Raw genomic sequence first — 25,913 nt, forward strand, 5'->3', positions numbered from 1 at the left:
CCTGCGGGGAGGCGGCCCTCGTATCAGTTGCCGGGCGTTGTGGGCTCGTCGAGTTCGGGGAGGGTGATCGGGCCGGTGACCGGTTCGAAACGGTCGACGCTGAGCGCGAGGCGACGTAGCAGCACTGAGAGGCGATCACGCTCGGAGCGAGCAAGCCCTCCGAGAAGGCGCTCCTCTGCGTCGCTGAGGCGGGTCATGGCGGCGTCGACGAGGGTGAGACCGTGTGAAGTCATCTCGACGAGCACACCGCGACCGTCGTTGGGGTCGGTGAGGCGGCGCACGAGATCGCGCTCGACCATGCGGTCGATGCGGTTGGTCATGGTGCCGCTGGAGACCATGGTCTGCTGCACGAGCACTTTGGGGCTCTGCGTGAAGGGTTCGCCGCCGCGGCGCAGCACGGCGAGCACGTCGAACTCCCAGGAGGCGAGCCCGGATCGTTCGAAGGCGTGTGCTCGTGCGCGGTCGAGGTGCTTTGTGACACGCCACAGGCGCGAGAAGATCGTGAGCGGCGCCAGATCGAGATCCGGGCGTGCTCGGGTCCAGTCTGCGATGATCCGATCGACCTCGTCCTCGTGCTTCATCCCTCCATTATCCGGGTTCAATAGCTGAGCTTCGTGAGGTGCGCCCCGATTTCCGGGTAGCGCAGAGGGTGCCGGGGGAGGTGAATGTTGTGGTCGGGGGCCGAGTGGCCCGGTCGCGGCCACGGGGAGGCGTATGATCTGGCAGACTTGTACGGTGCCGGTTTCGGTGCGATCCGCCTTGGTGTAATGGCAGCACGACAGCCTTTGGAGCTGTTAGGTCTAGGTTCGAATCCTAGGGGCGGAGCGGTATTTCGATGCGAAGCATTGAAATACTGCTCCGTTCTGCGCTCACAAGCGCAGGCGATATGTAGGGAAGCGAAGCTTCTCTGTGTGTTGGGAGCGGTGTTTCGATGTGAAGCATGGAAAGGAACCTGCCCGACCGGTTCCGAATCCGGGATTGAAGGAGACACACCATGTCAGAACGCTCGCTCGCCGTTGTGATCCTCGCCGCGGGGCAGGGGACACGGATGAAGTCGTCGTTGCCGAAGGTGCTGCATCGGATCGGCGGTCGCTCGCTGATCGCGCATGTGCTCGACACTGCGGCAGCTTTGACGCCGCAGCAGATCCTTGCCGTGGTGCGTCACGACCGTGATCGGGTTGCGGAGGCGATCCTCGATCATGCGCCGGACACGGTGATTGTCGATCAGGACGCGGTTCCGGGCACCGGTCGTGCGGTTGAGCAGGCGCTCGCTGCGCTGCCGGAGCACTTCGAGGGCTCGGTTGTGGTGCTCTCGGGGGATGTGCCACTGATCGATGCGGCCACGCTCGATCGTCTGGTGCGTGGGCACCTCGATGGTGGCCGGGCGATGACGATGCTTTCGGCGATCTTCGAGAACCCGACGGGTCTCGGCCGGATTCTGCGCGACGCGGATGGTGCGGTCACCGGGATCGTTGAGGAGAAGGACGCCACGGAGGCGCAGCGCCGCGTCACCGAGATCAATGGCGGTATTTACGTGTTCGAGCGTCGTGCGCTCGAGTCGGCGCTTGCGCAAATCGACACGAACAATGCCCAGGGCGAGAAGTACCTCACTGACGCTGCAGCTCGGATCCTGTCCGGGGGCGGCACTGTCGAGGCCGTCGCCACTGATGATCCGTGGATTATCGCGGGAGTGAACGACAGGGCGCAGCTCTCCGAGGCCGGCCGCGAGCTGAACCGTCGTATCGTGCGCGAGCACCAGCGAAACGGAGTCACGATTCAGGATCCGGCTACCACCTGGATCGACGCCGATGTGTCGATTGCGGCTGACACCGAGATTCTTCCCGGCACGTTTTTGCAGGGGGCCACGACGATTTCGGCCGGTGCGGTGATCGGCCCGGACACCACGCTTGTCGACTGCGAGGTGGGCGAGGGTGCGCATATCCGTCGCAGCGAGGCCACACTGGCTGTGTTCGGCCCCGGTGCCAGCGTCGGCCCCTTTGCGTACATCCGCCCGGGTTCTGAGCTTGGCGCTGGTGGCAAGATCGGCGCGTTCGTTGAGACGAAGAACGCGAAGATCGGTGACGGTAGCAAGGTGCCGCATCTCAGCTATGTTGGCGATGCCGTGATCGGTTCGGACAGCAATGTGGGTGCCGGCACGATCTTCGCCAATTACGATGGCGTGCAGAAGCACCAGGCCGTTGTGGGCGATGGGGTGCGGATCGGCTCGAAGAATGTGCTGATCGCGCCAGTTACCATTGAAGATGGCACGTACACGGCTGCTGGCACGGTCGTGCGCAAAAACGTCCCCTCAGGGGCGCTGGCGCTGAATGTGGCGCCGCAGCGCAACATCGAGGGGTGGGTAGCCGAGCATCGGCCCGGCACGAGCACCGCGGAAGCGGCGGAACGATCGAACACTGCGAAGAACGGCGGGAAGTAGTACATGAGCAAGATCGAGATGGCGGGGCAGAAGAAGCTCGTCCTCATCACGGGCCGGGCCTACCCCGAGCTCGCCGAGCAGGTTGCCGCCGAACTCGGCGCCGAGCTCGTTCCGACCGACGCGCGCACCTTCGCGAACGGTGAGCTGTATGCGCGCTTCGACGAGAGCGTGCGCGGCGCTGACGCGTTCGTGATCCAGTCGCACACCAATCCGATCAACGAGTGGCTTATGGAGCAGCTCATCATGGTCGACGCGCTGAAGCGGGCTTCTGCGAAGCGCATCACCGTGGTGGCGCCGTTCTACCCGTACTCGCGCCAGGACAAGAAGGGCCGCGGCCGCGAGCCCATCTCGGCGCGCCTCGTCGCCGACCTGTTCAAGGCTGCGGGTGCTGACCGCATCATGTCTGTTGACTTGCACGCGCCGCAGATTCAGGGCTTCTTCGACGGCCCGGTCGATCACCTCTTCGCGATGCCGGTGCTGCTCGACCACTTCAAGCGCACCATCGACCGCGACGATCTCACCGTCGTGTCGCCCGATATGGGCCGCGTGCGTGTCGCTGATGTGTGGAGCGACAAGCTGGATGCGCCGCTCGCGATCATTCACAAGCGCCGCGATCCGCTCGTGCCGAACCAGGTCTCGGTGCACGAGATCGTGGGCGAGGTGAAGGATCGCTGGTGCGTGGTTGTCGATGACATGATCGACACCGGCGGAACGATTGCGAAGGCTGCGGAGGCGCTGAAGGCGAACGGTGCGAAGGGTGTCACCATTGCCTGCACGCACGCGATCTTCTCGGGTCGCGCGACCGAGCACCTGTCACAGGATTTCATCGACCAGGTTGTGGTGACCGACACGCTGCCCGTCGGCCCGGAGAAGCAGTTCGACAAGCTGACGGTGCTGCCGATTGCCCCGCTGCTCGCGAAGGCGATCCACGAGGTCTTCGAGGACGGCTCTGTGACCAGCATGTTCGAAGGCGCGGCGTAAGCAAAAACGCGCCAGTAACGGCTGAGGGCCCGGGAGCATCGCTCCCGGGCCCTCAGCCGTTACTGCGTGGTGCGGTTAGTGCTCGTCGACGACGACGATCGCCTCGGTGCCGTAGGCGCCCGGTTCGGTGCCGTGGCCGATTCGCTGGTACACCTCGGGCTTGCGCGAGCGGAGCACGAGGCCCCACACGATGCCGATGATGCCTGCCGCGAAGATGAGGCCGGGCAGAATGAAGGTGGTGGCGTCGGGTTGTTCCTGGCTCAGCATGAGCTGGAAGTTCGCGAGGATCATGATGAACACCCAGAGCAGTGCGAGGCCCGAGATGATGGGGGCGACGACGGTGGTCCAGATGCTCAGCCCGCGGCGGTCGCGACGGAAGAATCCGATGACTGCTGCGGCAATGATGGCCATGAGCAGCACGAGTGCTGCGGCGCCCGTATTGGTGAGCCAGGTGAACATGGTGAGCACGGGGTAGAGGAATGCCATCTCACCGAACATCGCCTCTGCGGCGCCGAAGGCGTCGCCGGCGAGGGCGAAGCCTGCCACGATGATGACCGCGATGATGGTCTGTGCGACCGATCCGGCCCAGGGGGCGCCATGCTTGCTGGTGTGCGCGAACCAGGAGGGGAGCACGCCTTCGCGGCCGAGTGAGAAGAAGTAGCGCGCGACGGCATTGTGGAACGACTGCAGCGCCGCGAAGAGGCTGGTGATGAACAGCAGCGTCATGATGTCGGCGAAGATGACGCTGGTGTGTTCGCCCATGAAGACGAACATGAGGTCGGGGCCGAACTCCTGCGAGGCGCCGACGATGCTCGACGGGCCGATGCCGACGGAGAATGCCCAGGCGCTGAATGCGTAGAAGACGCCGATGATGGCGACGGCCGCGTAGGTGGCGCGGGGTACGGTGCGCTTGGGGTCTTTCGCCTCTTCGCCGTAGATGGCGGCGCCTTCGAAGCCCATGAAGGCGGCGACGCCGAAGACGAGGATGATGCCGAGTGCCGGGCCGAAGAGCTGAGTGGGGTCGAGGGTTGCGGCTGACACGCCTTCGGGGGCGACGTTCAGGGACACGATGTCGAAGATGATGACAACGAGGAACTCGAGGCCCACGAGCACGCCGAGTACTTTGGCTGAGAGGTCGACGCGGTTGACGCCGAGCACGCCGACGACGACGATGCAGAGCAGGATCCACAGCCACCAGGGTGAAGCGAAGCCGAACTTTGCTTCGAGGAACATGGAGAGCTGGAATCCGAACAGCCCGTAGATGCCGACCTGCATGGCGTTGTAGGCGACGAGGGCGATGAGTGAGGCGCCGACGCCGATGGGGCGGCCGAGGCCGCGTGAGATGTAGGCGTAGAAGGCGCCTGCGTTGGTGATGAAGCGGCCCATGGCGGTGTATCCGACGGCGAAGACCGTGAGGATGACGGCGATGAGCAGGAAGCCGAGCGGCACGCCAAGCGAACCGGTGACGGCGAAGGAGGTGGTGACGCCGCCGGCGACGACGGTGAGCGGCGCTGAGGCCGCGATGATCATCAGGGTGATCGCGGGCACGCCGAGTGTGCGGCGGCTGAGCCCCGCGTCGTGCGGCGCTTCGGTGGGGACTGCTGGGGCGGTCATGGTGGTTTCCTCTCGGGATGGCTGCGTTGCCGATGCGCCGAGGATGGCGCCGGAGGCATGCTCGTGTTGAGTCTATGAATCGGCAGGTGATGCGCGAAGAGGAAGGCTGTGCTGAGCGCGCACGGGGGTTGATGATGCGCGCAGTGCTGTCCAAATGGATAGTTGCGGATCGGGGAGTCTGTGGTGCGTGTGTGCGAGAGAGTGCGGCTGATGCGGTGCCGTGAATGGGCCCGCGCCGGGCCCATTCAAGGGGCGCTCACGCGGTGGCGAACGCGGCCCGTACCTCCGCGTGGGGCAGGGCGAAGCTTGCGTGGCTATTGCGGCCGACGGTGTCACGGGCCGCGACAAGGGCATTGAGCACCGCTTCCTCGGTGGCTTCGACGACGCCTGCGAAGAGCGGATCGATGCGCCCCCAGGCCAGGTGCGAGATCTGCTCCACGACAGGCCCGGCCGCCATGCGCGATCCGAAGGAGCCCTCGTTTGCCGTCGAAAAGGCCAGGAAGATGTCGCCTGAGAAGTGGCTGCCCGTGGTGCCGGTGCGGGCGAGCCCAAGCGGTACGCGGCGTGCGAGTGCTTCGCACTGGTCGGGGAGCAGTGGGGCGTCGGTGGCGACGACCACGATGACGCTGCCGGCGCCTGGCACGGCGCGAGCACCTGCGAGTTCCTGTTCGAACCAGTTGCTCGTCTCCATCGGATTCGGGGCCTGCGAGGCGCGGCCGAGCGGCCGACCGACGACCTTGAGCTCTTCGCGTGAGCCGAAGTTAGCCTGCAGCAGTACGCCCACCGTGTACGACTCGTCGCCGATGCGCACAGTGCGCGAGGCGGTGCCAGTGCCGCCCTTGAAGCCGTAGCAGTTCATGCCGGTGCCGCCGCCGACGTTCCCCTCGGCAAGCGGGCCACCGCTGGCCGCATCGAGGGCCTGCTCGGCATGCTCGGGGTGCACGGTGTCGGCGTTGATCGAGTTGAGGTAGCCATCCCAGGTCTCGCCCACGACCGGCAGCATCCACGCGGCCGCGCTCTCGGGGTGATGCGTTGCCATCCAGCGGTCGATGCCGCGGTGCACCGCGCCCACGGCGTGCGAGTTGGTGATGGCGATGGGGGCCTGCAGTTGGCCCGACTCCTCGATCCAGCTGCGACCCGTGAGTTCGCCGTTGCCGTTCAGCACCGCGACGCCCGCAGCGCAGGGGAGGCCTGCGCGGTCTCGTCCGCGGGGCAGGATTGCGGTGACGCCGGTGCGAGCGATAACGGGGGAGTCGTCTGCGATCGTCACGTATCCGACTTCGAGGCCGGGCACATCGGTGATGGCGTTCAGCGGGCCCGGCTCTCCGTCGAGGGGCACGCCGAGATCGCGGGCGCGCGGCGCTGCGCGAGGCGATTGCTGCTGCGGTTCGGGTGAGTGATCCGAAGTATTGAACATTGTTTAATCCTTCCGTTTGTGATTACACTACCGTTCAGAGGCGATGGATGCGATTGTTTGATCGACGTTCGAAATGCCTCCGAGATTCGATGACAAAGGAGTCGACATGTCAGCACCGTCCACCACAGTAACGGCGACGCAGGACGGAGCGCTCGCCGCAGGCAGACTCGGCACCTGGGACATTGTCTTCTTCGTGATCTCAGCAGCGGCACCTCTCACTGTGATCGTCAGCGGCGCCATCACCTCCTTCCGCATGGGCGGCATCGGCGCCCCCGGTGCCATCCTCTTCGCAGGGGCCGTGCTCATCTGCTTCGCGCTCGGCTTCACTGCCATGTCGCAGAGCGTGCGCAACGCCGGGGCGTTTTACGCTTACGTTTCCCGTGGGCTCGGCAAACCCGCAGGCCTCGCGGTCTCCTCGGTGACGGTGTTCGCCTACGTGGCGCTCGTCATCTGCTTCTATGGCTTCATTGGATTCTTTGCCGAGTTCACCTTCGCCGAACTCTTCGGGCTCGAACTGCCCTGGGGTGTCTACTCGATCGCGGCCGTGCTCATCGTGGGCCTGCTCGGCTACAACAAGGTCGACGTGGGCGCGAAGGTGCTCGCCGTTCTGCTCACCCTCGAGGTCGCGATCCTGCTCGTGCTCGCCGTTGCGGTGCTCACCGACGGCGGCCCCGAGCCCGCAAGCTTCGCCTCCTTCGACCCGCAGCATGTGTTCTTCGCCCCCGGCGCCGGCGCGCTCCTCGTGATCGGTTTCGGTGCCTACCTCGGCTTCGAGAGCACCGCCATCTACGCGGAGGAGGCGAAGCGCCCCGAGCGCACCGTGCCCCGCGCCACGATCATCGCAATCGCTTTCCTCGGTCTCTTCTACGCCTTCACCTTCTGGATCCTCACCCTCGCGTTCGGTGCCGACGGCCTCATCGAGCTCGCCCGCAGCGACGCCTTCGAGACGCTCGTCATCGAGGGCACCGGCAACTACGCCGGCGCATGGGCGGCGTTCGTCATGAAGATCCTCATCGTCACCAGCTTCTTCGCCTGCGTGCTCTCCTTCCACAACGCCTGCACCCGCTACCTCTTCTCGCTCGGACGTGAAGGGCTACTGCCGCGGGCACTGGGGCGCACCAGCGCCCGCAGCCAGTCGCCCGCCCTTGCAAGCCTCGCGCTCTCGGCCATCTCGCTGCTCGCCGTGCTCGTCGCCCTGCTGCTGCGCGCCGATCCCTTCCTCGGGCTCGCCATCTGGACCTACGCCACAGGGGTGCAGGGGCTCGTCTTTGCGCAGGCCGTCACAGCCGTCGCAGTGGTTTGGTACTTCGTGAAGGATCGCCGCGGGCACAGCGTGTGGCGAGTGATCGTGGCTCCGGCCATCGGTGCCGTGGGCCTCATCATCGGCTACATCCTCATCATCACCAACTTCGAGGTGGTCACCGGGCTGACAGGCCCCATGAACCAGGTGCTGCTACTGCCGACGCCGATCCTGTTCATCGGAGGCATCATCGTGGGCCTCGTGCTCAAGCGCCGCAAGCCCGCTTACTATGCCAGCCTCACCGAATCGGTGCGGGTCGTGCCGCAGCCCGTTTCCGAGTGAGGTCGCACCCGGGCCGGTAGGCTGACACCATGAACGCGACCGCGCGACGCCGCCACGAACGCCGCGAAGACATCATTCGCGCCTTCTGGCGGGTTGCGCGGTCGCGTCCCCGCAAAGCGGTCAATGTGCGCTCCGTCGCGGCCGAAGCCGAGATGAGCCCCGCCAATGTGCTGCACTACTTCGCGAGCCTCAACGAGTTGCAGATCACCGCGCTCGCAGGCGCAATGGAGCAGTTCAGCGAGCGTCGCCAGCGCATCATCGACAGACCCGAAACCGCCACAGCCCGCATCTACGCGCTCATCGAGGCCGGCGTGCCCGACGAGATTAGCGACGAACTGCGCTACGTGTACGAGAGCGTGCCGATCCTCGCCGAGCATCCCGAGTACCTGCCGGCGCACCGCGCCCTCACCGAGCGTCAGATCATGCTCTACCGCACAATCATCGAGATCGGTGCGGGCACAGGGGAGTTCACCCTCGCCTCACCGCCAGGCATGATCGCCCGCAACCTCGTCGCGCTCGAAGACGCCTACGACCTCTACCCACTCGTGGGCGACCGCACCCCGCGGGAAGAGTGCCGCGCCGCGGTGCGCAGCTACGCCGAGCTCGCGCTCGGCATCGCGCCGCAGGAGCAGTAGCGCTCGCGCTGCTTGGCCAGGCATCGGCCCGGCTCGCGGACGGATCGGGATCCGGATCCGCCCCCACATGCAAATGGGCCCGGGCGCGCACTGCGCCCGGGCCCATCGAGAACCGCTCCCTAGAGCGTTTCGCCGAGCTTGAAGCCCTTCACATCGTCACCCTCGCGGGTGTACGAGAAGCCGTCGGCACCGATGGTCACGGCCATCTCGCTGTTGTCGGTGCGGGCCACGACAGGCTGCGGGTTGCCGTCGAGGTCGAGCACGAGCGAGGCGTCGGTGTACCACGACGGCACGACGGGGTTGCCCCACCAGTCACGGCGCTGGTTGTCGTGCACATCCCAGGTGACGACGGGGTTGTCCGGGTCGCCAGTGTAGTAATCCTGGGTGTAGATCTCGACGCGGTGGCCGTCGGGATCGCGCAGGTAGAGGTAGAACGCGTTGGACACCCCGTGACGGCCCGGGCCACGCTCGATGTGGTCGCTGAGACGCAGCGCGCCGAGCTTGTCGCAGATCGCGAGAATGTTGTGCTTCTCGTGGGTGGCGAAGGCGACGTGGTGCATGCGGGGGCCGTCGCCGCCCGTTGCTGCGGTGTCGTGCACGGTCGGCTTGCGGCGCAGCCAGGCCGCGTAGACGGTGCCCTCGTTGTCCTGGATGTCTTCGGTGACCCGGAAGCCGAGATCCTGATAGTGGCGCACCGCGCGAGGCACATCCGGGGTGACCTGATTGAAGTGGTCGAGACGCACCAGCTCGCCCGGCTTCTGCAGGTCGTAGCGCCAGGCGAGACGCTCGACGTGCTCGGTCTGGTAGAAGAACTCGTAGGGGAAACCGAGCGGATCGACCACGCGCACCGAATCGCCGATGCCCTTCACGAAGCCCTGCTCGTTGCGACGCACATCGCAGCCGAGCTCGGTGTAGAAGGCGACGGCCTTATCGAGATCTTCGGGGGTGCGCACCCGGTACGAGAACGCGGCAACCGCGGCGACCGGGCCCTTGCGCAGCACCAGGTTGTGGTGAATGAACTCTTCAGTCGAGCGCAGGTAGACGGCCTCGTCGTCTTCCTCGGTCACGTAGAGACCGAGCACGTCGACGTAGAACTCGCGTGACGCGGCGAGGTCGGTGACGACGAGCTCCATGTAGGCGCAGCGGAGGATATCAGGTGCCTCTGCCTGCGGGGTGGCCACAGGGTTGTTCGACTCGATCGGGGCCTCGGTGGTGACCCAGAAACCCGAGGAGGTCTTGTCGCTTTCGTTGAGTTTTGCCATGGGGAGCGTCCTTGCTGTGTGAGGGAGGGGGGGAGGGGGCGGATCCGGGCCGCGCGGCGCGGCGGCCCGGATCACGAAGGTTACTTGCCGGCGCCGAAGCGGGGGAAGTGGGCCGTGCCGAGCGTGATGTGCACAGCCTGCTGGTCGGTGTAGAAATCGATCGAACGGTAACCGCCCTCGTGGCCGAGGCCCGAGGCCTTCACACCGCCGAAGGGGGTGCGCAGGTCGCGCAGGTTGTTCGAGTTGAGCCACACCATGCCGGCCTCGACAGCGTGCGCGAAGTTGTGCGCGCGCTTCAGATCGGAGGTCCAAATGTAGGCCGCGAGGCCGTACTTGGTGTTATTGGCGAGCGCGAGCGCTTCTTCTTCGGTGTCGAAGGGGGTGATCGCGACGACGGGGCCGAAGATCTCCTCCTGGAAGATGCGAGCGTCGGGCGACACATCGGCGAAGGCAGTCGGGGCGACGAAGTTGCCCTCGGGGAAGCCTTCGGGGCGGCCCCCGCCGGCGATAAGGCGACCCTCGCTCTTGCCGATCTCGACGTAGCTCATGACCTTCTCGTAGTGCTCGGGGTGCACGATTGCGCCCACCTCGGTCTTCGGGTCTGAGGGGAGGCCCACCACGATGTTCTTGGTGCGCTCGGCGTAGCGCTCCACGAACTCGTCGTAGATGCCGCGCTGCACGAGGATGCGGCTGCCCGCGGTGCAGCGCTCGCCGTTCAGGCTGAACACGCCGAAGACGGTAGCGTCGAGCGCGGTCTCGAGGTCGGCGTCGTCGAAGACGACGGCGGGGCTCTTGCCGCCGAGCTCCATCGACAGGCCCTTCAGGAAGGGTGCCGAGTTGCCGAAGATGATCTGGCCGGTGCGGCTCTCGCCCGTGAACGAGATGAGCGGCACGTCGGGGTGCTTGACGAGCGAGTCGCCGGCCGACTCGCCGAAGCCGCCGACGAGGTTGAAGACGCCGTCGGGGATGCCGGCCTCACGGAAGATCTCTCCCCACAGCGAGGCCGAGAGCGGGGTGAACTCGGCCGGCTTCAGCACCACGGTGTTGCCCGTCGCGAGGGCCGGGCCGAGCTTCCACGACTCGAGCATGAAGGGGGTGTTCCACGGGGTGATGAGGCCCGCGACGCCGATCGGCTTGCGGTTCACGTAGTTGATCTGCACACCGGGCACCTTGAAGGTGTCATCGTGCTGGGCCACGATCAGGTCGGCGAAGAAGCGGAAGTTCTCGGCCGCGCGACGCGCCTGACCCTTGGCCTGCGTGATCGGCAGGCCGGAGTCGAAGCTTTCGAACTGCGCGAGCTGCTCGTCGCGCGACTCGACGATGTCGGCAACCTTGTGCAGGATGCGCGAGCGCTCGCGGGGCTTCAGCTTCGGCCAGGGGCCCTCTTCGAACGCGCGCTTCGCTGCGGCGACCGCGAGGTCGATGTCGGCCTTCTGGCCCGAGGCGGCCATGATGTAGGTCTCGTTGGTGACGGGGTTGAGCACCTCGAACTCTTCGCCGCCGACCGAGTCGACGTGCTTGCCGTCGATGAAGTGGCGGATCTTGTCTGGCAGCCCTGCGGGCTTTTCCTGGGTCATGCTTTCGCCTCCGGTAATGGGTTGCGGGTGTGGGTCTATGGGGTGTCAGGCGGCCTGAATCGGATGCCTGTCGCTCGTGTGCTTGTGCTCTTCCGCGTGGGTGAGCACGGCGTCGAGGGTGGCGGTGCGGTGTGCGCGGGCCATCATCTCGATGTCGAGCGGATCTGCGTGGCTCTCGATGAGTCGCAGCAGCCGTTCGTGTTCTTCGACCGATTGCTGCGCCCGCCCCGGCACGAAGCTGAAGGACGAGTTGCGCAGCACCTTCATGCGGTTCCAGCCGCGGTGCACGAGGTCGAGAATGTGCGGGTTGGGGCAGGTCTCGAAGAGCACGCTGTGGAACTCGAGGTTGAGTTCGGTGAATCGCAGCGGATCGAAGGCCGTGAGCGATTCGCGCATGGTGTCGTTGACGGCGCGGGCCCGGGTGATCTGGTCTGCGGTGATGTGCGGCGCGGCGAGCCCGGTCGCCGCGCCCTCGACGAGCGCGAGGGTCTGCATGGTGTGCAGGTATTCGGTCTCTTTCACGAGGGAGACCTGCGCGCCGACGTTGCGCTCGAAGGTGACGAGCTGCTCTGCTTCGAGGCGGCGGATCGCCTCGCGCACCGGCACCACCGACATATCGAGCTCGTTGGCGATGGTGGCGAGCACGAGCCGGTAGCCGGGCACGTACTGGCCGCTGTCGATCCGGCTGCGGATCAGGCGGTATGCGCGCTCGGACTTCGATTCGGCGGCCATGATTACGCCTGCGCTTCCTGCTCGCCGCGTGAGGCCTCGTACTTCGCCTTCCATTCGGCGTTCATGGGGAAGAGGCCGTCGACGGGGGCGCCCAGCGCCACCTGCTCGGCCACCCATGCATCTGCTTCTTCCTGTGCGGCGGCTTCGCGGGCCACTTCGTCGAGCAGGAACGGCGGGATCACGATGACGCCGTCGCGGTCGCCCATGATGATGTCTCCGGGCTGCACGGCCGCGCCGCCGCAGGCGATGGTGACGTCGGTCTCCCACGGCACGTGGCGTCGGCCAAGCACGCTGGGGTGGGCACCCTGCGAGAAGACGGGAATGTCGAACTGCTGCACGGCTGCGAAGTCGCGCACGCCGCCGTCGGTGACGATGCCGGCGGCGCCACGCACCTGGGCGCGCAGGGCGAGCACATCGCCGACGGTGCCGGTGGAGGGGATGCCGCGGGCCTCGACCACCAGCACCTCGCCCTCGTTCACGGTGTCGAAGGCCCGCTTCTGGGCGTTGAAGCCGCCGCCGTACTGCTTGAACAGGTCGGGGCGGAAGGGGATGAAGCGCAGGGTTTTGGCGGTGCCGAGGATGGTGTCGCCCTCATGATTGGGGTGCACGCCGTCGATGAAAATGTCGACGTAGCCGCGCTTGCGCAGCGCGGCCGACACGGTTGCGACGGCTACGCCGTCGAGCAGTTCGCGGATCTCGGCAGTGAGCGGGCTCGCTTCTGCCGGCGCGTCAAGCGGAGTGGCGCGGCCTGCTGCGACGGCTGCCGCGTGCTCTGCTTCGCTGCCCCAGGCCTCGATGCGCTGCATGTTGTCGACGGCGGGGGTGTTGCCGAAGTCGCCGAAGGCGTGCTCGCCCTGGGTGACCCTGGTGATGAGGCGGCCGGTGGAGGGTGCGCCGGGCGCCTTCGGCGCATCGACCTCGACCTCGACCACGTCGCCGGGGATCACTACGGAGGAACCTGCGGGGGTGCCGGTGAGAATCACGTCGCCGGTTTCGAGGGTCATGTGCTGCGAGAGATCGGCGACGAGCTGGCCGAAGGGGAACTTGAGGGTGTCGCTGGTGTCGTCCTGCGCGAGTTCGCCGTTTACCCAGGTGCGCACGCGCCACTGATCCTGGCCGATGCCCTCAGTGGGGATGGCCTGGGGGCCGATGGGTGTGTAGCCGTCGCCACCCTTGTTGCGCACATTGGAGCCCTTGTCGGCGGCGCGCAGATCGTAGAGGCCGAAGTCGTTGGCGGCGGTGACGTAGGCGACGTGCTTCCAGCCGTCTTCGGGGGTGACCCAGCGGGCGGGTGCGCCGATGACCAGGGCGATCTCGCCCTCGAAGGCGAGCAGTTCGGTGCCTGCCGGGCGCTCGATGGTGCTGCCGGTGGGAGCCAGCGAGGATGCCGGCTTGAAGAAGTAAGAGGGGAATGCGGGGGTGCGGCCGCGCTGCGCGATCCGCGACGGGTAGTTGAGATGGACGGCGATGATCTTGCCGGGGGTCTCGATTCCGTACGTCATAGCTACCTCGCTCATCTGGCTCCGTCCCAGGACGGAGCTCGTTGTATTTCTTATCGTATACGATCTGGATGGGTTTGGGAAGTGCGCAGATCGATCCGCCGCTTCCCAACGCGCAGAGCCCCGAAGTCGCACTGCTTCGCCGCGGCGACAGGCACTTCGGGGCTCCACGGTGGCGTGCTAGTAACTGGCGCGCTCAGCGGTGGCCGCACCGGTAAAGCGATCCACCAATGCCTCGGTCTGGCGCGCGAGAATCGCAACATCCGCGCCCACGGCCACGAACGAAGCCCCGGCAGCGATGTAGCGCTCAGCATCGGCCTGCACAAAAGCGTTCACCCCCACAGGCTTGCCCGCCGCAACCCCGGCAGCAATCGCGTGCAGCACCGACGCCACCACCTCGGGATGGCCCTGCTGCCCGAGCAGCCCCATCGAGGCTGCGAGATCAGAGGGGCCGATGAAGATCGCGTCGACCCCATCGACGGCCACGATGCGTTCCACATCTGCGACCGCCGCAGCCGACTCGATCTGCACGGTCAGGCTGATGGTCTCCGAAGCGCGGCCCAGATACCCCTCCACCCGATTCCAGCGGGCCGAGCGCGCGAGCGCCGAACCGACACCGCGCACCCCGCCGCCCGCGGAACCGTCCGGGTAGCGCACCGCTCGCACGATCTCCATGGCCTGCTCGGCAGAGTCAACCATGGGGATCAGCAGATTCTGCGCGCCCAGGTCGAGAAACTGCTTGATGGTGACGGTGTCACCGAATGGAGGGCGCACCAGCGGTGCCACAGGATACGCCGACATCGCGTAGAGCTGCGCAAGCACCGACTCGAGCCCGTTGGGGGAGTGCTCGGCATCGAGCAGCACCCAATCGCAGCCGCTGCCTGCGACGATCTCAGCGGTGACGGGGCTGCCGGCGCAGGCCCACAAGCCGATCAGCGGGCGCTCGGCGGCGGCCAGGCGTTCGCGCAGCGTCGCCGGAAGCTCTACACGAAGCGGCATGTCACCGAACCCAGCTCGTGGTAGTCGGCGTGCACAGTGTCGCCGCGCTCCACCCACATCGGCTTGGTGAAGGAGCCCGCGAGAATGATCTCGCCGGCTTCGAGGCGCTGCCCGTGCTGCGCCAGCTTGTTCGCGAGCCACGCAACGCCGAGGGCGGGGTGGCCGAGAATCGCGCCCGCGACGCCGGAGTCTTCGATGGTCTCGTTGCGGTACAGCAGAGCCTTCGCCCAGGTGAGGTCGAGTTCATCCACCTTCACCGGGCGGCCGCCCATCACCATGGCACCCATCGCAGCGTTGTCGCTGATGGTGTCGACGATGGTACGACCCTCGAGTTCCAGGTGCGAGTTGAGCACTTCGAGCGCGGGCACCACATAGGCAGTGGCGTCGAGCACATCGAAGATCGAAGTGTTCGGGCCAGACAGCGGCTTTGCGAGCACAAAGGCGAGTTCGACCTCGATGCGCACGTTGGAGTAGCGGTCGAACTCCAGCACGGAGCCGGATTCGTAGACCATATCGTCGTGGATAACGCCGTAGTCGGGTTCGGTAATGCCCGTGGCGAGCTGCATCACCTTCGAGGTGAGGCCGATCTTGTGCCCCACGAGGCGAGCGCCGGCCGCGATGCGACGATCCGACCATACCTTCTGAATCGCATAGGAGTCCTCGACCACCATGCCGGGGTAGCGGGAGGTGAGCTTCGGCAGGATCGCGCGATCCTTGTCCGCCTGCACCAGTTCATCCGCGATGGATTCGATCTGTGACTGCTCGAGCACGAGGCCTCCAATTCTGCGTGTGCGCGGAGCTGCGCTCTGCAGCCCCGCGTCGCCTGACTGTGATCGTATACGATTCGCCCGGCGTGGCGCCAGTGTTGCGTCACTTGCGAACTGTGTCTTTTTCGTGACATTTCTGCCACAGCGCTCGACTTGTTTTTATTGTCAACGTGCGTAGAATGAAATCCGACGGCACGCCGAAGTGACGTCCATCGCATCTGATGGGACCCTATTCCCGGGCTGCGCGGTGGAGCTGCAACGGTGCCTCACCCTCACCCACATCTCCGAAGACGAGAGAAGTAGACATGATGAAGAAAACCCTCACGGGCCTCGCAGCAGTCGCTGCCGCGGCGCTCGCGCTGACCGCCTGCTCATCAGGCGGATCCGCTACCGATAACGGGGGCGCGAGCGGCGAAGGCGCCGTAGCACCCCTCAATATCGGGAACTTCCTTGACGTCACCTCATGGGATCCCGCCCTCGCCGACATCGGCTTCGACGGCCCCTACCTGTCCGCAATCTACGACCCGCTCGTCGTTGACAATGGCAAGGGCGAGCCCGAGCCGGCGCTCGCCACCAAGTGGGAGATCTCCGACGACTTCAAAACCATCACCATGGACCTGCGCACCGACGCTGTCTTCTCCAACGGTGAAGAATTCAACGCCGACGCCGCAGTCAAGAGCCTTGAATACCTCAAGCAGGGCGTGCGCTCGCAGGAGGCCTACACCAAGGTCCAGAGCTTCGAAGCCGTCGACGCAGACACCATCGCGATCCACCTCACGCAGCGCGACGACACCATCCTCTACTTCATGGGTCTCGGCCGCAGCTACATGATGGCACCCTCCGCCATCGACGACGGCAGCCTCGCCACCGCCCCCGTCGGCTCCGGCCCCTACACGCTCTCCGATTCGAGCGTCGCCGGCTCCGAATACCACTTCGACAAGGTCGCAGACCACTGGGCCGCCGCCGACTTCCCCTTCGATCCGCTCGTGATCTCGCCGCTCAGCGATCCGACCGCGATGCTCAACGGCCTCGAAGGCGGTCAGTTCAACCTCATCTACGGCGACCAGACCGGCATCGACATGGCCGCCGACAACGACTGGAACGTCAGCTCCGGCGTCGCCACCTGGGTCGGCCTGCAGTTCACCGACCGCACCGGATCCACCGAAATGGGGAAGCCCCTCGGCAACCTCAAGGTGCGCCAGGCGCTCAACTACGCCTTCAACGGCGCTGAGATGCTGGGCGCGATCGGCCAGGGTGCCGGCGTCGACACCAACCAGGTGTTCCCCGCCGACACCACAGGCAACCTGCCCAAGCTGAACGACCTCTACGCACCGAACATCGAAACCGCCAAGAAGATGCTCGCAGAAGCCGGCTACGCTGACGGCTTCGAGGTGAAGATGCCGATGGCACAGCCCTTCCAGGCATGGCAGGCCACCGTCGAGCAGGTCTTCGGCGAACTGAATATCAAGGTGACCTGGGACGAATACCAGTTCATGGACTACATGGGCAACGCCCCCACCTACCCGATGTTCATTGGCGTGATCTCCATGGATGGCAACCCCGTCGCCACCGTCGAGCGTCAGATCGTCAACCCGCAGTGGTACAACCCCAACCCGGGCATCGACGGCTTCCCCGAGATCAAGGCGCAGGCTGACAAGGTCTTCACCGCCGAGCCGGGCGAAGCGCAGACCGCCGAGATTGAGAAGCTCAATACGATGGTGACCGAGCAGGCCTTCTTCTCGGTGTGGTACCAGGCCAACAACGCCTACATCTCCACCTCGGAGTTCACCGTCACCCCGGTGATCGGCATGATGTTCCCGACCCTCCGCCACATCAACCTCGAAGGTTGATCCGCCCCTGAGCCCCGTTCCTCGCAGCTGTTGCAAGGAACGGGGCTCAGCGGCCGGGCCCACCCGAACCTCCTCGTCTTGAACGCGCGACGCGAGTCGCAGCAGCTCGCCACCCGCGATGCTGCGACCCGCGTCGCCCGCTCAGCACGACGATTTGTAAGAACTCGACCCAGGAGATCCGATGCTCTCATTTACGCTCAAGCGGCTGCTCTCGGGGGTGATCCTGCTGTTCGCCGTCGCAACAGGCACATTCTTCCTCGCGCACGCCGCGATCCCGGATCCCACCCTCGGCCTGCTCGGCAGCGCAGCCACGCCGGAGGCGCAGGCAGCGCTCGCGCAGAAGATCGGCACCGATCGCCCGCTGCTCGTGCAGTTCGGCGATTGGATCGGCGGCATGCTGCGCGGCGACTTCGGTGACTCCTGGAAGAACTTCCAGCCCATCGGCAAGCAGATCGCCCTGAAACTGCCGGTCACCCTCTCCGTGGTGACCGTCTCCATCCTGCTCTCGGCAGTGCTCGGCGGCGTGCTCGGCGTCATCGCAGGCCTCCGCCCCAACACCTGGATCGATCGCGCAGTCAAAGCCGGATCCGTGATCCTCTTCGCGCTGCCGGGCTTCTGGGTCGCCCTCGTGCTCGTGATGACCTTCGCGGTGCAGCTCAAATGGTTCCCCGCCGTCGGCTACACCCAGCCCTCACAGTCAGTGGGTGGCTGGCTGCAGTCGATCACCCTCCCGGCGATCGCCCTCGCACTCGGCGCGATCGTGATGATCGCCGAACAGCTGCGCAACGCCATCATGCAGGCCGACCGTCAGGACTACGTGCGCACTCTACGCAGCCGTGGTCTGCCCCAGTGGCGCATCGTGATCCACCTGCTGCGCAACGCCGCCCCAGCCTCGCTCACGATCCTCGCCCTCATGTTCGTCGGCCTGCTCTCGGGCGCCATCGTCGTCGAGCAGATTTTCGCCCTGCCAGGCATCGGTGCCATGACCCAGGGCGCCTCCCAGAACGGCGACATTCCGATGCTGCTCGGCATCACGGTGATCACCGTCATCTTCGTCGTCATCGTCAACTTCCTGCTCGACATCCTGCTCGGCTGGATCAACCCGAAGGCTCGTGTGAAATGACCGCCCCGATCACCGACACCGTCGCAGACGCCGTCGACTCGCGCGGCGGCAGCCGCGGCTCGACGTTCGCCCGCTTCCTGCGCCGCCCCGCCGGCGCCATCACCACAGCGATCTTGCTGCTCATCGTGCTCGTCGCGGTGTTCGCACCCTGGCTCGCGCCCCACGACCCCAACGCCGTCGACCTCGAACTCACCCGCGCGCTGCCCAGCGCCGAGCACCCGCTCGGCGGGGACACCACCGGCCGCGACGTGCTCAGCCGCATTATCTGGGGCACCCAGATCACTCTGTGGGGCGCCCTCGTGGCAATCGTCACCTCCCTCGTGATCGGTGTGCCCTCGGGCCTCGCCGCCGGCTACTACGGCGGTGCCGTCGACCGCATCGGCACCTGGATCAGCGATGGCCTGCAGGCCATCCCGGGCATGATCATCCTGTTGATCGTCGCCGCGGCCTTCCGCAACGACTTCACCGTGCTCATGATCACCGTCGGTGTCTTCATGGCCCCTGGCTACTTCCGCCTCACTCGTTCCACCGTCATGGCGGTGCGCGGCGAAGCTTACGTCGACGCAGCGAAGGTGGCGGGCCTCTCCGACATTCGCATCATGGCTCGCCACGTGATCCGCGCCGTCATCGCCCCCATCGTCATCCAGTCGGCCCTCACCGCAGGCATGGCGATGGGCATGCAGGCCGGCCTGCAGTTCCTCGGCATCGGCGGCGGCACCACCCCCGGCTGGGGTGCCGCGATGAACGAGGGCTTCCGGGTCATGCGCACCGATCCGCTGCTGCTGCTGTGGCCCTCGCTCGCGCTCGGCATCACCATCGCCGCGCTCGCCATCATGGGCTCCACCCTCGCGGACGTCATCAGTGTCAAGACCCCCACGCTGTCGCGTCGTGAGCGGAAGCGGATCGCGCGCCTCAACGCCGAGAAGAAGCCCGCCGGTGCCACCACCACGACTACCGGCTCGATTTCGGTCGCCGCCGTCGACTCGGCTGTGCGACTTGAGAATCTGCGCGTCAATTACGAAACCGCTGATGGTGAGGTCGAGGTGGTGCACGGCATCACCCTCGATGTCTCACCCGGCGAAGTGCTCGGCATTGTGGGGGAGTCGGGATCGGGCAAGTCGCAGACGGTGTTCTCGATGCTCGACCTGCTGCCCAAGTCGGGCTACTACACGGCTGACGCGATTTGGATCGGAGGCGAGGATGTCACCACGCTGTCCAAGCGCGACCGGGCTCAGTTGCTCGGACACGAGATCGGCTACATTCCCCAGGAGCCGATGTCGAACCTCGATCCTTCATACACGATCGGCTACCAGCTGACCGAGCCGCTGCGTGCGGTGCACGGCATGAGCCGGGCCGAGGCGCGCGACCGGGCGCTCGCGATGCTCGACCGCGTTGGCATCGTCGACCCGGCGCGCGTGATGAAGTCGTACCCGCACGAGCTTTCGGGCGGTATGGCGCAGCGGGTGCTCATCGCCGGTGCAATCGCGGGTCGCCCGTCGGTGCTTGTCGCCGATGAGCCCACCACGGCGCTCGATGTGACCGTGCAGGCGGAGGTGCTCGAACTCCTGCGCGAGCTGCAGCAGGAGTACAACATGGCGCTGATCATCGTCACGCACAACTTCGGTGTCGTCGCCGACCTGTGTGATCGTGTTGTCGTGATGCGCTCGGGGTCGATCGTCGAGATCGACGATGTCGAGCCGATCTTCGCGAACCCGCACAGCGATTACACCCGCGAACTCATCGCGGCATCGCTCGACGGTGCCGAGAGTCGCGCCGAGCTCGACGCCGGGCTCGCCAGCACCGCACCCGCCCACCCCGGCGCCGTCCACGCCACGAACGAGGAGCAGCACGCATGAGCGAGACGATCAAGTCGCAGGCCGCGCCGGTGGTGCAGCCGTCGGTGCACGGCGAGCCCCTGCTGCGGGCCGAGAACGTCGTCGTCGAGTATGGCTCGCGGCGCAAGCCCAACCGGGTGCTGCACGAGGTTTCGCTTGAGATCGGTGCGGGGGAGTGCGTGGGTCTCGTCGGTGAGTCAGGCTCCGGCAAGTCGACGCTCGGCAAGGCGATCCTCGGCCTCGTGCCCGTGGCGGGCGGATCGATCACCTTCGATGGTCGCGACATCACGCACCTCAAGGGTCGCGCGCGGCGCGACCTCGCCTCCGATATTCAGGTGGTGTTTCAGGATCCCTACGGATCGCTGAACCCGATGATGACGGTCGGCGACATTCTCTCCGAGCCGCTTTCGACGGCGGGCACCTCCCGTGCCGAAGCGCGCAAGGTGGTCGGTGAGATGCTGGAGCGGGTGAACCTGCCCGCGAACGTGATCGACCGCTACCCGAGTGAGTTCTCGGGAGGCCAGCGGCAGCGGATCGCGATCGCTCGCGCACTCGTGCGTCGACCGCGGCTCATCATCTGCGACGAGCCTGTCAGCGCCCTCGACCTCACCACGCAGGCGACGGTGCTCGACCTGCTCATCGAGTTGCAGCGTGACACGGGGGTGTCGTACCTCTTCGTGTCGCACGACCTGGGTGTGGTGCGCCGCATCTGCCACCGTGTCGCTGTGATGTACCGCGGCAACCTGGTCGAGATCGGTGACGGCGAGGTGGTGACGCGGGATCCGAAGCACCCCTACAGCCAGCGCCTGCTCGCAGCCTCTCCCGTGGCCGATCCTGCACTGCAGGCCCAGCGCCGCGCCGAATGGCTCGCCCTCCGCGAAACCTCCGCTGTTTAGGCACTGGCCCCGAGGTCTACCACCTGCCCTTGCCCCTGCCCCGCAGCTCTGCTTCGACGTTTGTGCCCGCCTCGGTCTGTGAGAGTCGTGGGCAGGCACGGAGGGGAGCTGAGCGGGCAGGGGCGGGGGATCTGGGGTGTGCGGAGGAAGCGGTGGGGAGCGGGGAAAGCAATGGGGGAGGTTCGGCGTGGCGGCACGCGATCCGCGGTAGGCTTGTATGATGAGCAATTCTGAATACGTCGACGCAGGCGAGCCCATCGAGACCGCCACCGACGAGGCCTCCACCGAGGCTGCTGTACCGGCTGAAACCCAGCCCGAAGTTCCCGCGGAGGCCGAGACCCCGGCTGACACCGCATCCGAGACCACCCCCGAGTCCCCCGCCGCCCCCCAGACCGACGCTGACGAAGCCGCGCCAGCAGCATCCGAGGCGCCGGCCTCCGCGCCCGCTGAAGCTGAGCAGGCTGCCGAAGAAGCTCCTGCCGAGAAGTCCACCGAGAAGGCTGCTGCCGAAAAGCCGCGCACCACCTTCGCTGATCTCGGGCTGAACCCCGACGTGCTGCGCGCCATCACCGATGTGGGGTACGAGAACCCGTCGGCGATCCAGGCGGCCACGATTCCCGTGCTGCTCAGCGGCCGCGACGTTGTGGGTCTCGCCCAGACCGGCACCGGCAAGACCGCGGCGTTCGCCCTGCCGATCCTTTCCCGCATCGAGCCGGGCCTCGGCGTGCCGCAGGCCATCGTGCTGGCACCCACCCGCGAGCTCGCGCTGCAGGTCTGCGAGGCCTTCGAATCGTACGCCTCGCACCTGCCCGAGGTGCGGTTGCTGCCGGTCTACGGCGGCCAGGCGTACGGCCAGCAGCTGAGTGCGCTGCGTCGCGGCGTCGACATCGTCGTGGGCACCCCCGGCCGCGTGATGGATCACCTCAAGCGCGGTTCGCTCGATCTCTCGCAGATCAAGTACCTGGTGCTCGACGAGGCCGACGAGATGCTCAAGATGGGCTTCGCAGAAGACGTCGAGACGATCCTCGCCGATACCCCCGCTGAGAAGCAGGTTGCGCTGTTCTCTGCGACGATGCCGGCCCAGATCCGCCGCATTTCGCAGCAGCACCTCAACGACCCGCAGGAGGTGAAGATTGCGGGCAAAACGCAGACCAGCTCGAACATCACCCAGCGCTACACCGTAGTGTCGTACACGCAGAAGCTCGATGCGCTCACCCGCATCCTCGAGGTGGAAGAGTTCGACGGCCTGATCGTCTTCACCCGCACCCGCGGCGATTCCGAGCAGGTTGCCGAGAAGCTGCGCGCCCGCGGCTACTCCGCCGCCGCCATCAACGGCGACATCCAGCAGGCGCAGCGCGAACGCACCGTGCAGGCGCTCAAGGAGGGCAAGCTCGACATTCTCGTCGCAACCGATGTGGCGGCGCGCGGTCTCGACGTGGAGCGCATCAGCCACGTCGTCAACTACGACCTGCCGATCGACACTGAGAGCTACGTGCACCGCATCGGCCGCACCGGCCGCGCCGGCCGCACCGGCGACGCCATCAGCTTCGTCACGCCGCGCGAGCGTCGCCTGCTCAGCGCCATTGAGAAGGCCACGAAGCAGCCGCTCACCCAGATGCAGCTGCCGCGCGTCGACGAGGTCAACGCGACCCGTCTCTCGCGCTTCGACGACGCCATCACGGCGGCGCTCGAAGAGACCAAGCGCATCGAGGCCTTCCGCGACATCATCGACCACTACGTGCGCCACCACAACGTGCCCGAGGCCGATGTGGCCGCCGCGCTCGCCGTGGTGGCGCAGGGTGACACGCCGCTGCTGCTCACCGAATCCGACGACCGCAAGTTCGAGCGCGACCGTGCGCAGGCTGCACGCTTCCTCGAGGACGGTTCACGTGATCGCGCCCGCGGTGATCGCCCCGAGCGGGGCGATCGGAGTGAGCGTGCGGATCGCGGCCCCCGCGAGCGTCGTGACGATCTGGCCATGTACCGTATCGAGGTGGGCCACCGCCAGAAGGTGAAGCCCGGGCAGATCGTCGGCGCACTCGCCAACGAAGGCGGCCTGTCGCGTGACGATTTTGGTCGCATCCAGATCCGCGATGAGTTCACCCTGGTCGAGCTGCCGAAGCAGCTGTCGGCAGAGGCGCTTGAGCGGCTCGGACAGACCCGCATCAGCGGCAAGCTCATCGAAATCACAGTCGACAAGGGTGGTTCGTACGGTGGTGGCCGCGACCGTTTCGAGCGCGGTGGCCGAGGCGATCGCAATGACCGCAACGACCGTTCGGGCGGCTACCAGCGCCGTGACCGCGACGAGCGCGGCGGCTACGGCCGAGGCAACGGTGGCTACGATCGCGGTGGCAACGGCGGCTACGACCGTGGTTCGCGCGATGAGCGCGGCGGCTACGACCGCAACCGCAACGACCGCTCGGATCGCGGCGGTTACGACCGTGGCGCCGATCGTGGCGGTTACGACAAGGATCGCGGCGGACGTGGCTACGACCGCGGCGGTGACCGCTACGATCGCGGTGGCAGCCGAGACGGCGGGTTCCGCGACAGTGGCAAGCGCGACGGTGGATTCCGTGACGGCGGCAACAACCGCGCCGATGGCAAGCGCAAGCCGCGCTGGTAATCCGGTCAGTCTCTGACGAACGCTTCGAAGCATCGACGCTTGCGGCCCGGGATCTCTCAGACGAGAGATCCCGGGCCGCAGGCGTATTCAGGGCTGGTGTCGTCGCGCTGGCTGCACCGGTCGACGATTGCGTGGCACACGAACCGATCGTCGGCTCATGCCTCGCACGGTCGGCCCCTGCGTCGGAGCCGATGCTCAGACCGTGGTGAAGACCTTGCTCGTGATGCGCCACACGCCGTCGCGCTTGATGAGCCCAAAGTGATTGCGGAAGTCGGCCCCGAGAAAGCCCCGCTCGTCGAGCACGGCGTGCGCGATGTCGCCGGTGACTGACACGCTGTGAATCTCAGACCCATAGTCCGGGCCCGACGGCTCAGCCGTCGCCACAACGTTCGCCGCGAAATCGGCGCCGCTTATCGTCACGTAGTCGGGGCCGAGGTAACCCCACATCACCGCGTTCGGGTCGAAGGCGTCTCGCACGACCTCAGCGTCGGCGGCCTTGCACCCGTCGACGTACTTCTGCACTGCGGCCTCGACCGCGGCTGCTTCACTCATGACTGCTGCTCTTTCGCTCTGAACTTGGAGATGTGAGGTGCATCATTGGCACGAAGGGGGAGCGCTCGCGCACCGAACGCTCCCCCTTCGCACCTGCTTCAGGATCAGCGTCCGCTGATCACCTGGGGTTCGGCGACAGCCTTCAGGCCCTCGACACCGAACTCGCGGCCGTAGCCCGACTTCTTCGCACCGCCGAACGGCACCATCGGGTGCAGTCCACCGTGCGAGTTGATCCAGGTGGTGCCGGCCTGGAGACGGCCGGCCACCTCGAGCGCCTTGGCGCGATCCTGCGTCCACACCGAAGAGCCGAGACCGAACTCAAGCTCGTTCGCGAGCTTGATGACCTCGTCGAGGTCGGTGTAGCGGATCACCGGCAGCGCCGGGCCGAACTGCTCCTCGACCACGAGGTCATTGTGCGGATCGATGTCGGCGACAATCGTGGTCGGGTAGAAGTTGCCAGGGGCGTCGCGATCCGGCTCACCGCCGAGCACCACGCGAGCGCCCGAGGCTTTCGCGGCCTCGACCAGACGGTCGACGGTGTCGAACTGGCCGCGGTTCTGCAGCGGGCCGAGCACGTTGTTCTCGTCGAGGCCAACGCCCATCGGCACGTTCGCCGCGAACTTTGCGAGCTCATCGACTACGGCGTCGTAGACCGAGTCGTGCACGTAGAGGCGCTTCAGCGCGGCGCAGGTCTGGCCGGTGTTGATGAACGCGCCCCAGAACAGATCCTCGGCGATGGCCGCAGGATCCACATCGGGAAGCACGATACCGGCGTCGTTGCCGCCGAGCTCGAGCGTGAGGCGGGTCACGTTGTTCGCTGAGGCTTCGATGATCTGCTGGCCCACCGGCGTCGAACCGGTGAACATGATCTTGCCGATCTTCGGGCTGCGGGTGAGCGCATCGCCCACAGTGCGACCGGGGCCGGTGACGATGTTGAGCACACCCTCGGGCAGCACCTGGTTCATCACAGCGACGAGCGCGCGCACCGACAGTGCGGTGGTGTCGGCGGGCTTGATCACCACGGTGTTGCCCATGCGCAGCGACGGGGCGATCTGCCAGATGGAGATCATCATGGGCCAATTCCAGGGCGAGATCGCACCCACGACGCCGATGGGGCGGTAGTGCATCTCGGCGTAGCCGGACTCGTCATCGATGAGCACCTCAACAGGAAGGGGAGTCTCGGCAGCGGTGCGGGTCCACGCCACGCAGCCGCCCACCTCGAAGCGGGCATTGGGGCCGTTGAGCGGCTTGCCCTGCTCGCGAGACAGCAGCTCGGCAAGCGCCTCAGCCGAAGCCTCGATCTTGTCGGCGGCCTGGTGCAGGTATGCACGGCGCTCGTCGTCGCTGAGCGCCGCCCACGCGGGCTGCGCAGCTTCGGCTTTATCGATCGCGGCCTCGAGATCCTCGATCGACTGCTTCTGCACCTTGCCGATCACCTCGTCGGTGGCCGGGTTGACCGAGTCGCGCGTGTCACCGTCGGTGGCGACGATTGCGGCGAGCAGGCTTTCGTAGGTTTCCATGGATCCTCCAGG

The 25,913-nt window shown here is 66.3% G+C and carries 20 protein-coding genes and 1 tRNA gene; 10 read left to right on the forward strand and 11 right to left on the reverse strand.

All coding sequences use genetic code 11. From position 1 onward, the window contains the following. Window positions 1-23: 23 nt before the first annotated feature. A complete protein-coding gene (locus WFL22_RS11065) occupies window positions 24-581 on the reverse strand; it encodes a MarR family winged helix-turn-helix transcriptional regulator (RefSeq protein WP_336651834.1) in 558 nt (185 codons plus the stop codon). 172 nt (window positions 582-753) lie between these two features. Between WFL22_RS11065 and WFL22_RS11070 the strand changes: the two genes are divergently transcribed. From WFL22_RS11070 to WFL22_RS11080, 3 genes are all read left to right on the forward strand, one after another. Further along, window positions 754-825: transfer RNA gene (locus WFL22_RS11070), tRNA-Gln, on the forward strand. 169 nt (window positions 826-994) lie between these two features. Next, complete coding sequence (gene glmU / locus WFL22_RS11075; protein ID WP_336651833.1) at window positions 995-2,437, forward strand: bifunctional UDP-N-acetylglucosamine diphosphorylase/glucosamine-1-phosphate N-acetyltransferase GlmU; 1,443 nt, start codon at window positions 995-997, stop codon at window positions 2,435-2,437. A 3-nt stretch (window positions 2,438-2,440) separates the two neighbouring features. Then, the gene (locus WFL22_RS11080; protein ID WP_024355423.1) at window positions 2,441-3,418 is read left to right on the forward strand and encodes a ribose-phosphate diphosphokinase; all 978 of its coding nucleotides are present in this window, start codon (window positions 2,441-2,443) and stop codon (window positions 3,416-3,418) included. A gap of 75 nt (window positions 3,419-3,493) precedes the next feature. On the opposite strand, the gene WFL22_RS11085 is transcribed toward WFL22_RS11080, so the two are convergent. Together WFL22_RS11085 and WFL22_RS11090 are read right to left on the reverse strand one after the other, a co-directional pair. Continuing rightward, window positions 3,494-5,032 carry an APC family permease gene (locus WFL22_RS11085; RefSeq protein WP_336651832.1) on the reverse strand — a complete coding sequence of 513 codons (1,539 nt, stop codon included), beginning with the start codon at window positions 5,030-5,032 and terminating at the stop codon, window positions 3,494-3,496. Between the two features lie 256 nt (window positions 5,033-5,288). Next, window positions 5,289-6,449 (reverse strand): DmpA family aminopeptidase, encoded by a 1,161-nt coding sequence (locus tag WFL22_RS11090; RefSeq protein ID WP_336992822.1) that lies wholly within the window; start codon window positions 6,447-6,449, stop codon window positions 5,289-5,291. Between the two features lie 106 nt (window positions 6,450-6,555). Here WFL22_RS11090 and WFL22_RS11095 point away from each other — a divergent pair, with 106 nt between their 5' ends. Both WFL22_RS11095 and WFL22_RS11100 read left to right on the forward strand, forming a co-directional pair. Then, window positions 6,556-8,031 carry an APC family permease gene (locus WFL22_RS11095; RefSeq protein WP_336992823.1) on the forward strand — a complete coding sequence of 492 codons (1,476 nt, stop codon included), beginning with the start codon at window positions 6,556-6,558 and terminating at the stop codon, window positions 8,029-8,031. Window positions 8,032-8,060: 29 nt separating this feature from the next. Beyond that, complete coding sequence (locus WFL22_RS11100; RefSeq protein WP_336992825.1) at window positions 8,061-8,666, forward strand: hypothetical protein; 606 nt, start codon at window positions 8,061-8,063, stop codon at window positions 8,664-8,666. A gap of 119 nt (window positions 8,667-8,785) precedes the next feature. Here the strand turns inward: WFL22_RS11100 and hpaD are convergent, their stop codons facing one another. The 6 genes from hpaD to WFL22_RS11130 all read right to left on the reverse strand — a co-directional run bounded on the left by hpaD (window position 8,786) and on the right by WFL22_RS11130 (window position 15,505). Then, entirely contained in the window at window positions 8,786-9,928 is a 1,143-nt protein-coding gene (gene hpaD, locus WFL22_RS11105; RefSeq protein WP_336651828.1) for a 3,4-dihydroxyphenylacetate 2,3-dioxygenase, read from the reverse strand. Window positions 9,929-10,008: 80 nt separating this feature from the next. After that, window positions 10,009-11,505 carry a 5-carboxymethyl-2-hydroxymuconate semialdehyde dehydrogenase gene (gene hpaE, locus WFL22_RS11110; protein ID WP_336992826.1) on the reverse strand — a complete coding sequence of 499 codons (1,497 nt, stop codon included), beginning with the start codon at window positions 11,503-11,505 and terminating at the stop codon, window positions 10,009-10,011. A 45-nt stretch (window positions 11,506-11,550) separates the two neighbouring features. Beyond that, window positions 11,551-12,237 (reverse strand): GntR family transcriptional regulator, encoded by a 687-nt coding sequence (locus tag WFL22_RS11115; protein WP_336992828.1) that lies wholly within the window; start codon window positions 12,235-12,237, stop codon window positions 11,551-11,553. A 2-nt stretch (window positions 12,238-12,239) separates the two neighbouring features. After that, on the reverse strand, window positions 12,240-13,739 hold the full coding sequence (locus WFL22_RS11120) for a fumarylacetoacetate hydrolase family protein (protein ID WP_336993003.1): 1,500 nt from the start codon (window positions 13,737-13,739) through the stop codon (window positions 12,240-12,242). A 177-nt stretch (window positions 13,740-13,916) separates the two neighbouring features. Beyond that, window positions 13,917-14,735: an HpcH/HpaI aldolase family protein gene (locus WFL22_RS11125; protein ID WP_336651825.1), complete on the reverse strand. Its 819-nt coding sequence runs from the start codon at window positions 14,733-14,735 to the stop codon at window positions 13,917-13,919. Beyond that, the gene (locus tag WFL22_RS11130) at window positions 14,720-15,505 is read right to left on the reverse strand and encodes a fumarylacetoacetate hydrolase family protein (RefSeq protein ID WP_336992830.1); all 786 of its coding nucleotides are present in this window, start codon (window positions 15,503-15,505) and stop codon (window positions 14,720-14,722) included. The genes WFL22_RS11125 and WFL22_RS11130 overlap by 16 nt, the downstream gene beginning before the upstream one ends. Before the next feature lie 302 nt (window positions 15,506-15,807). Between WFL22_RS11130 and WFL22_RS11135 the strand changes: the two genes are divergently transcribed. The 5 genes from WFL22_RS11135 to WFL22_RS11155 all read left to right on the forward strand — a co-directional run bounded on the left by WFL22_RS11135 (window position 15,808) and on the right by WFL22_RS11155 (window position 23,829). Beyond that, window positions 15,808-17,352 (forward strand): ABC transporter substrate-binding protein, encoded by a 1,545-nt coding sequence (locus tag WFL22_RS11135; protein ID WP_336992831.1) that lies wholly within the window; start codon window positions 15,808-15,810, stop codon window positions 17,350-17,352. Window positions 17,353-17,533: 181 nt separating this feature from the next. Then, window positions 17,534-18,475, forward strand: a complete 942-nt coding sequence (locus tag WFL22_RS11140) for an ABC transporter permease (protein WP_336651822.1) — start codon at window positions 17,534-17,536, stop codon at window positions 18,473-18,475. Continuing rightward, the gene (locus tag WFL22_RS11145) at window positions 18,472-20,331 is read left to right on the forward strand and encodes a dipeptide/oligopeptide/nickel ABC transporter permease/ATP-binding protein (protein ID WP_336992833.1); all 1,860 of its coding nucleotides are present in this window, start codon (window positions 18,472-18,474) and stop codon (window positions 20,329-20,331) included. The genes WFL22_RS11140 and WFL22_RS11145 overlap by 4 nt, the downstream gene beginning before the upstream one ends. Beyond that, window positions 20,328-21,206: an ABC transporter ATP-binding protein gene (locus WFL22_RS11150; RefSeq protein ID WP_336992834.1), complete on the forward strand. Its 879-nt coding sequence runs from the start codon at window positions 20,328-20,330 to the stop codon at window positions 21,204-21,206. Before WFL22_RS11145 ends, WFL22_RS11150 begins: the two co-directional genes overlap by 4 nt. A gap of 256 nt (window positions 21,207-21,462) precedes the next feature. Then, on the forward strand, window positions 21,463-23,829 hold the full coding sequence (locus WFL22_RS11155) for a DEAD/DEAH box helicase (RefSeq protein ID WP_442918977.1): 2,367 nt from the start codon (window positions 21,463-21,465) through the stop codon (window positions 23,827-23,829). 195 nt (window positions 23,830-24,024) lie between these two features. On the opposite strand, the gene WFL22_RS11160 is transcribed toward WFL22_RS11155, so the two are convergent. Next, complete coding sequence (locus tag WFL22_RS11160) at window positions 24,025-24,381, reverse strand: nuclear transport factor 2 family protein (RefSeq protein ID WP_336992837.1); 357 nt, start codon at window positions 24,379-24,381, stop codon at window positions 24,025-24,027. 104 nt (window positions 24,382-24,485) lie between these two features. Continuing rightward, complete coding sequence (locus WFL22_RS11165) at window positions 24,486-25,901, reverse strand: aldehyde dehydrogenase family protein (protein ID WP_336651817.1); 1,416 nt, start codon at window positions 25,899-25,901, stop codon at window positions 24,486-24,488. Between the last annotated feature and the right edge of the window lie 12 nt (window positions 25,902-25,913).

The sequence above is a fragment of the Leucobacter sp. VD1 genome (assembly GCF_037150695.1).
Classification (GTDB): domain Bacteria; phylum Actinomycetota; class Actinomycetes; order Actinomycetales; family Microbacteriaceae; genus Leucobacter.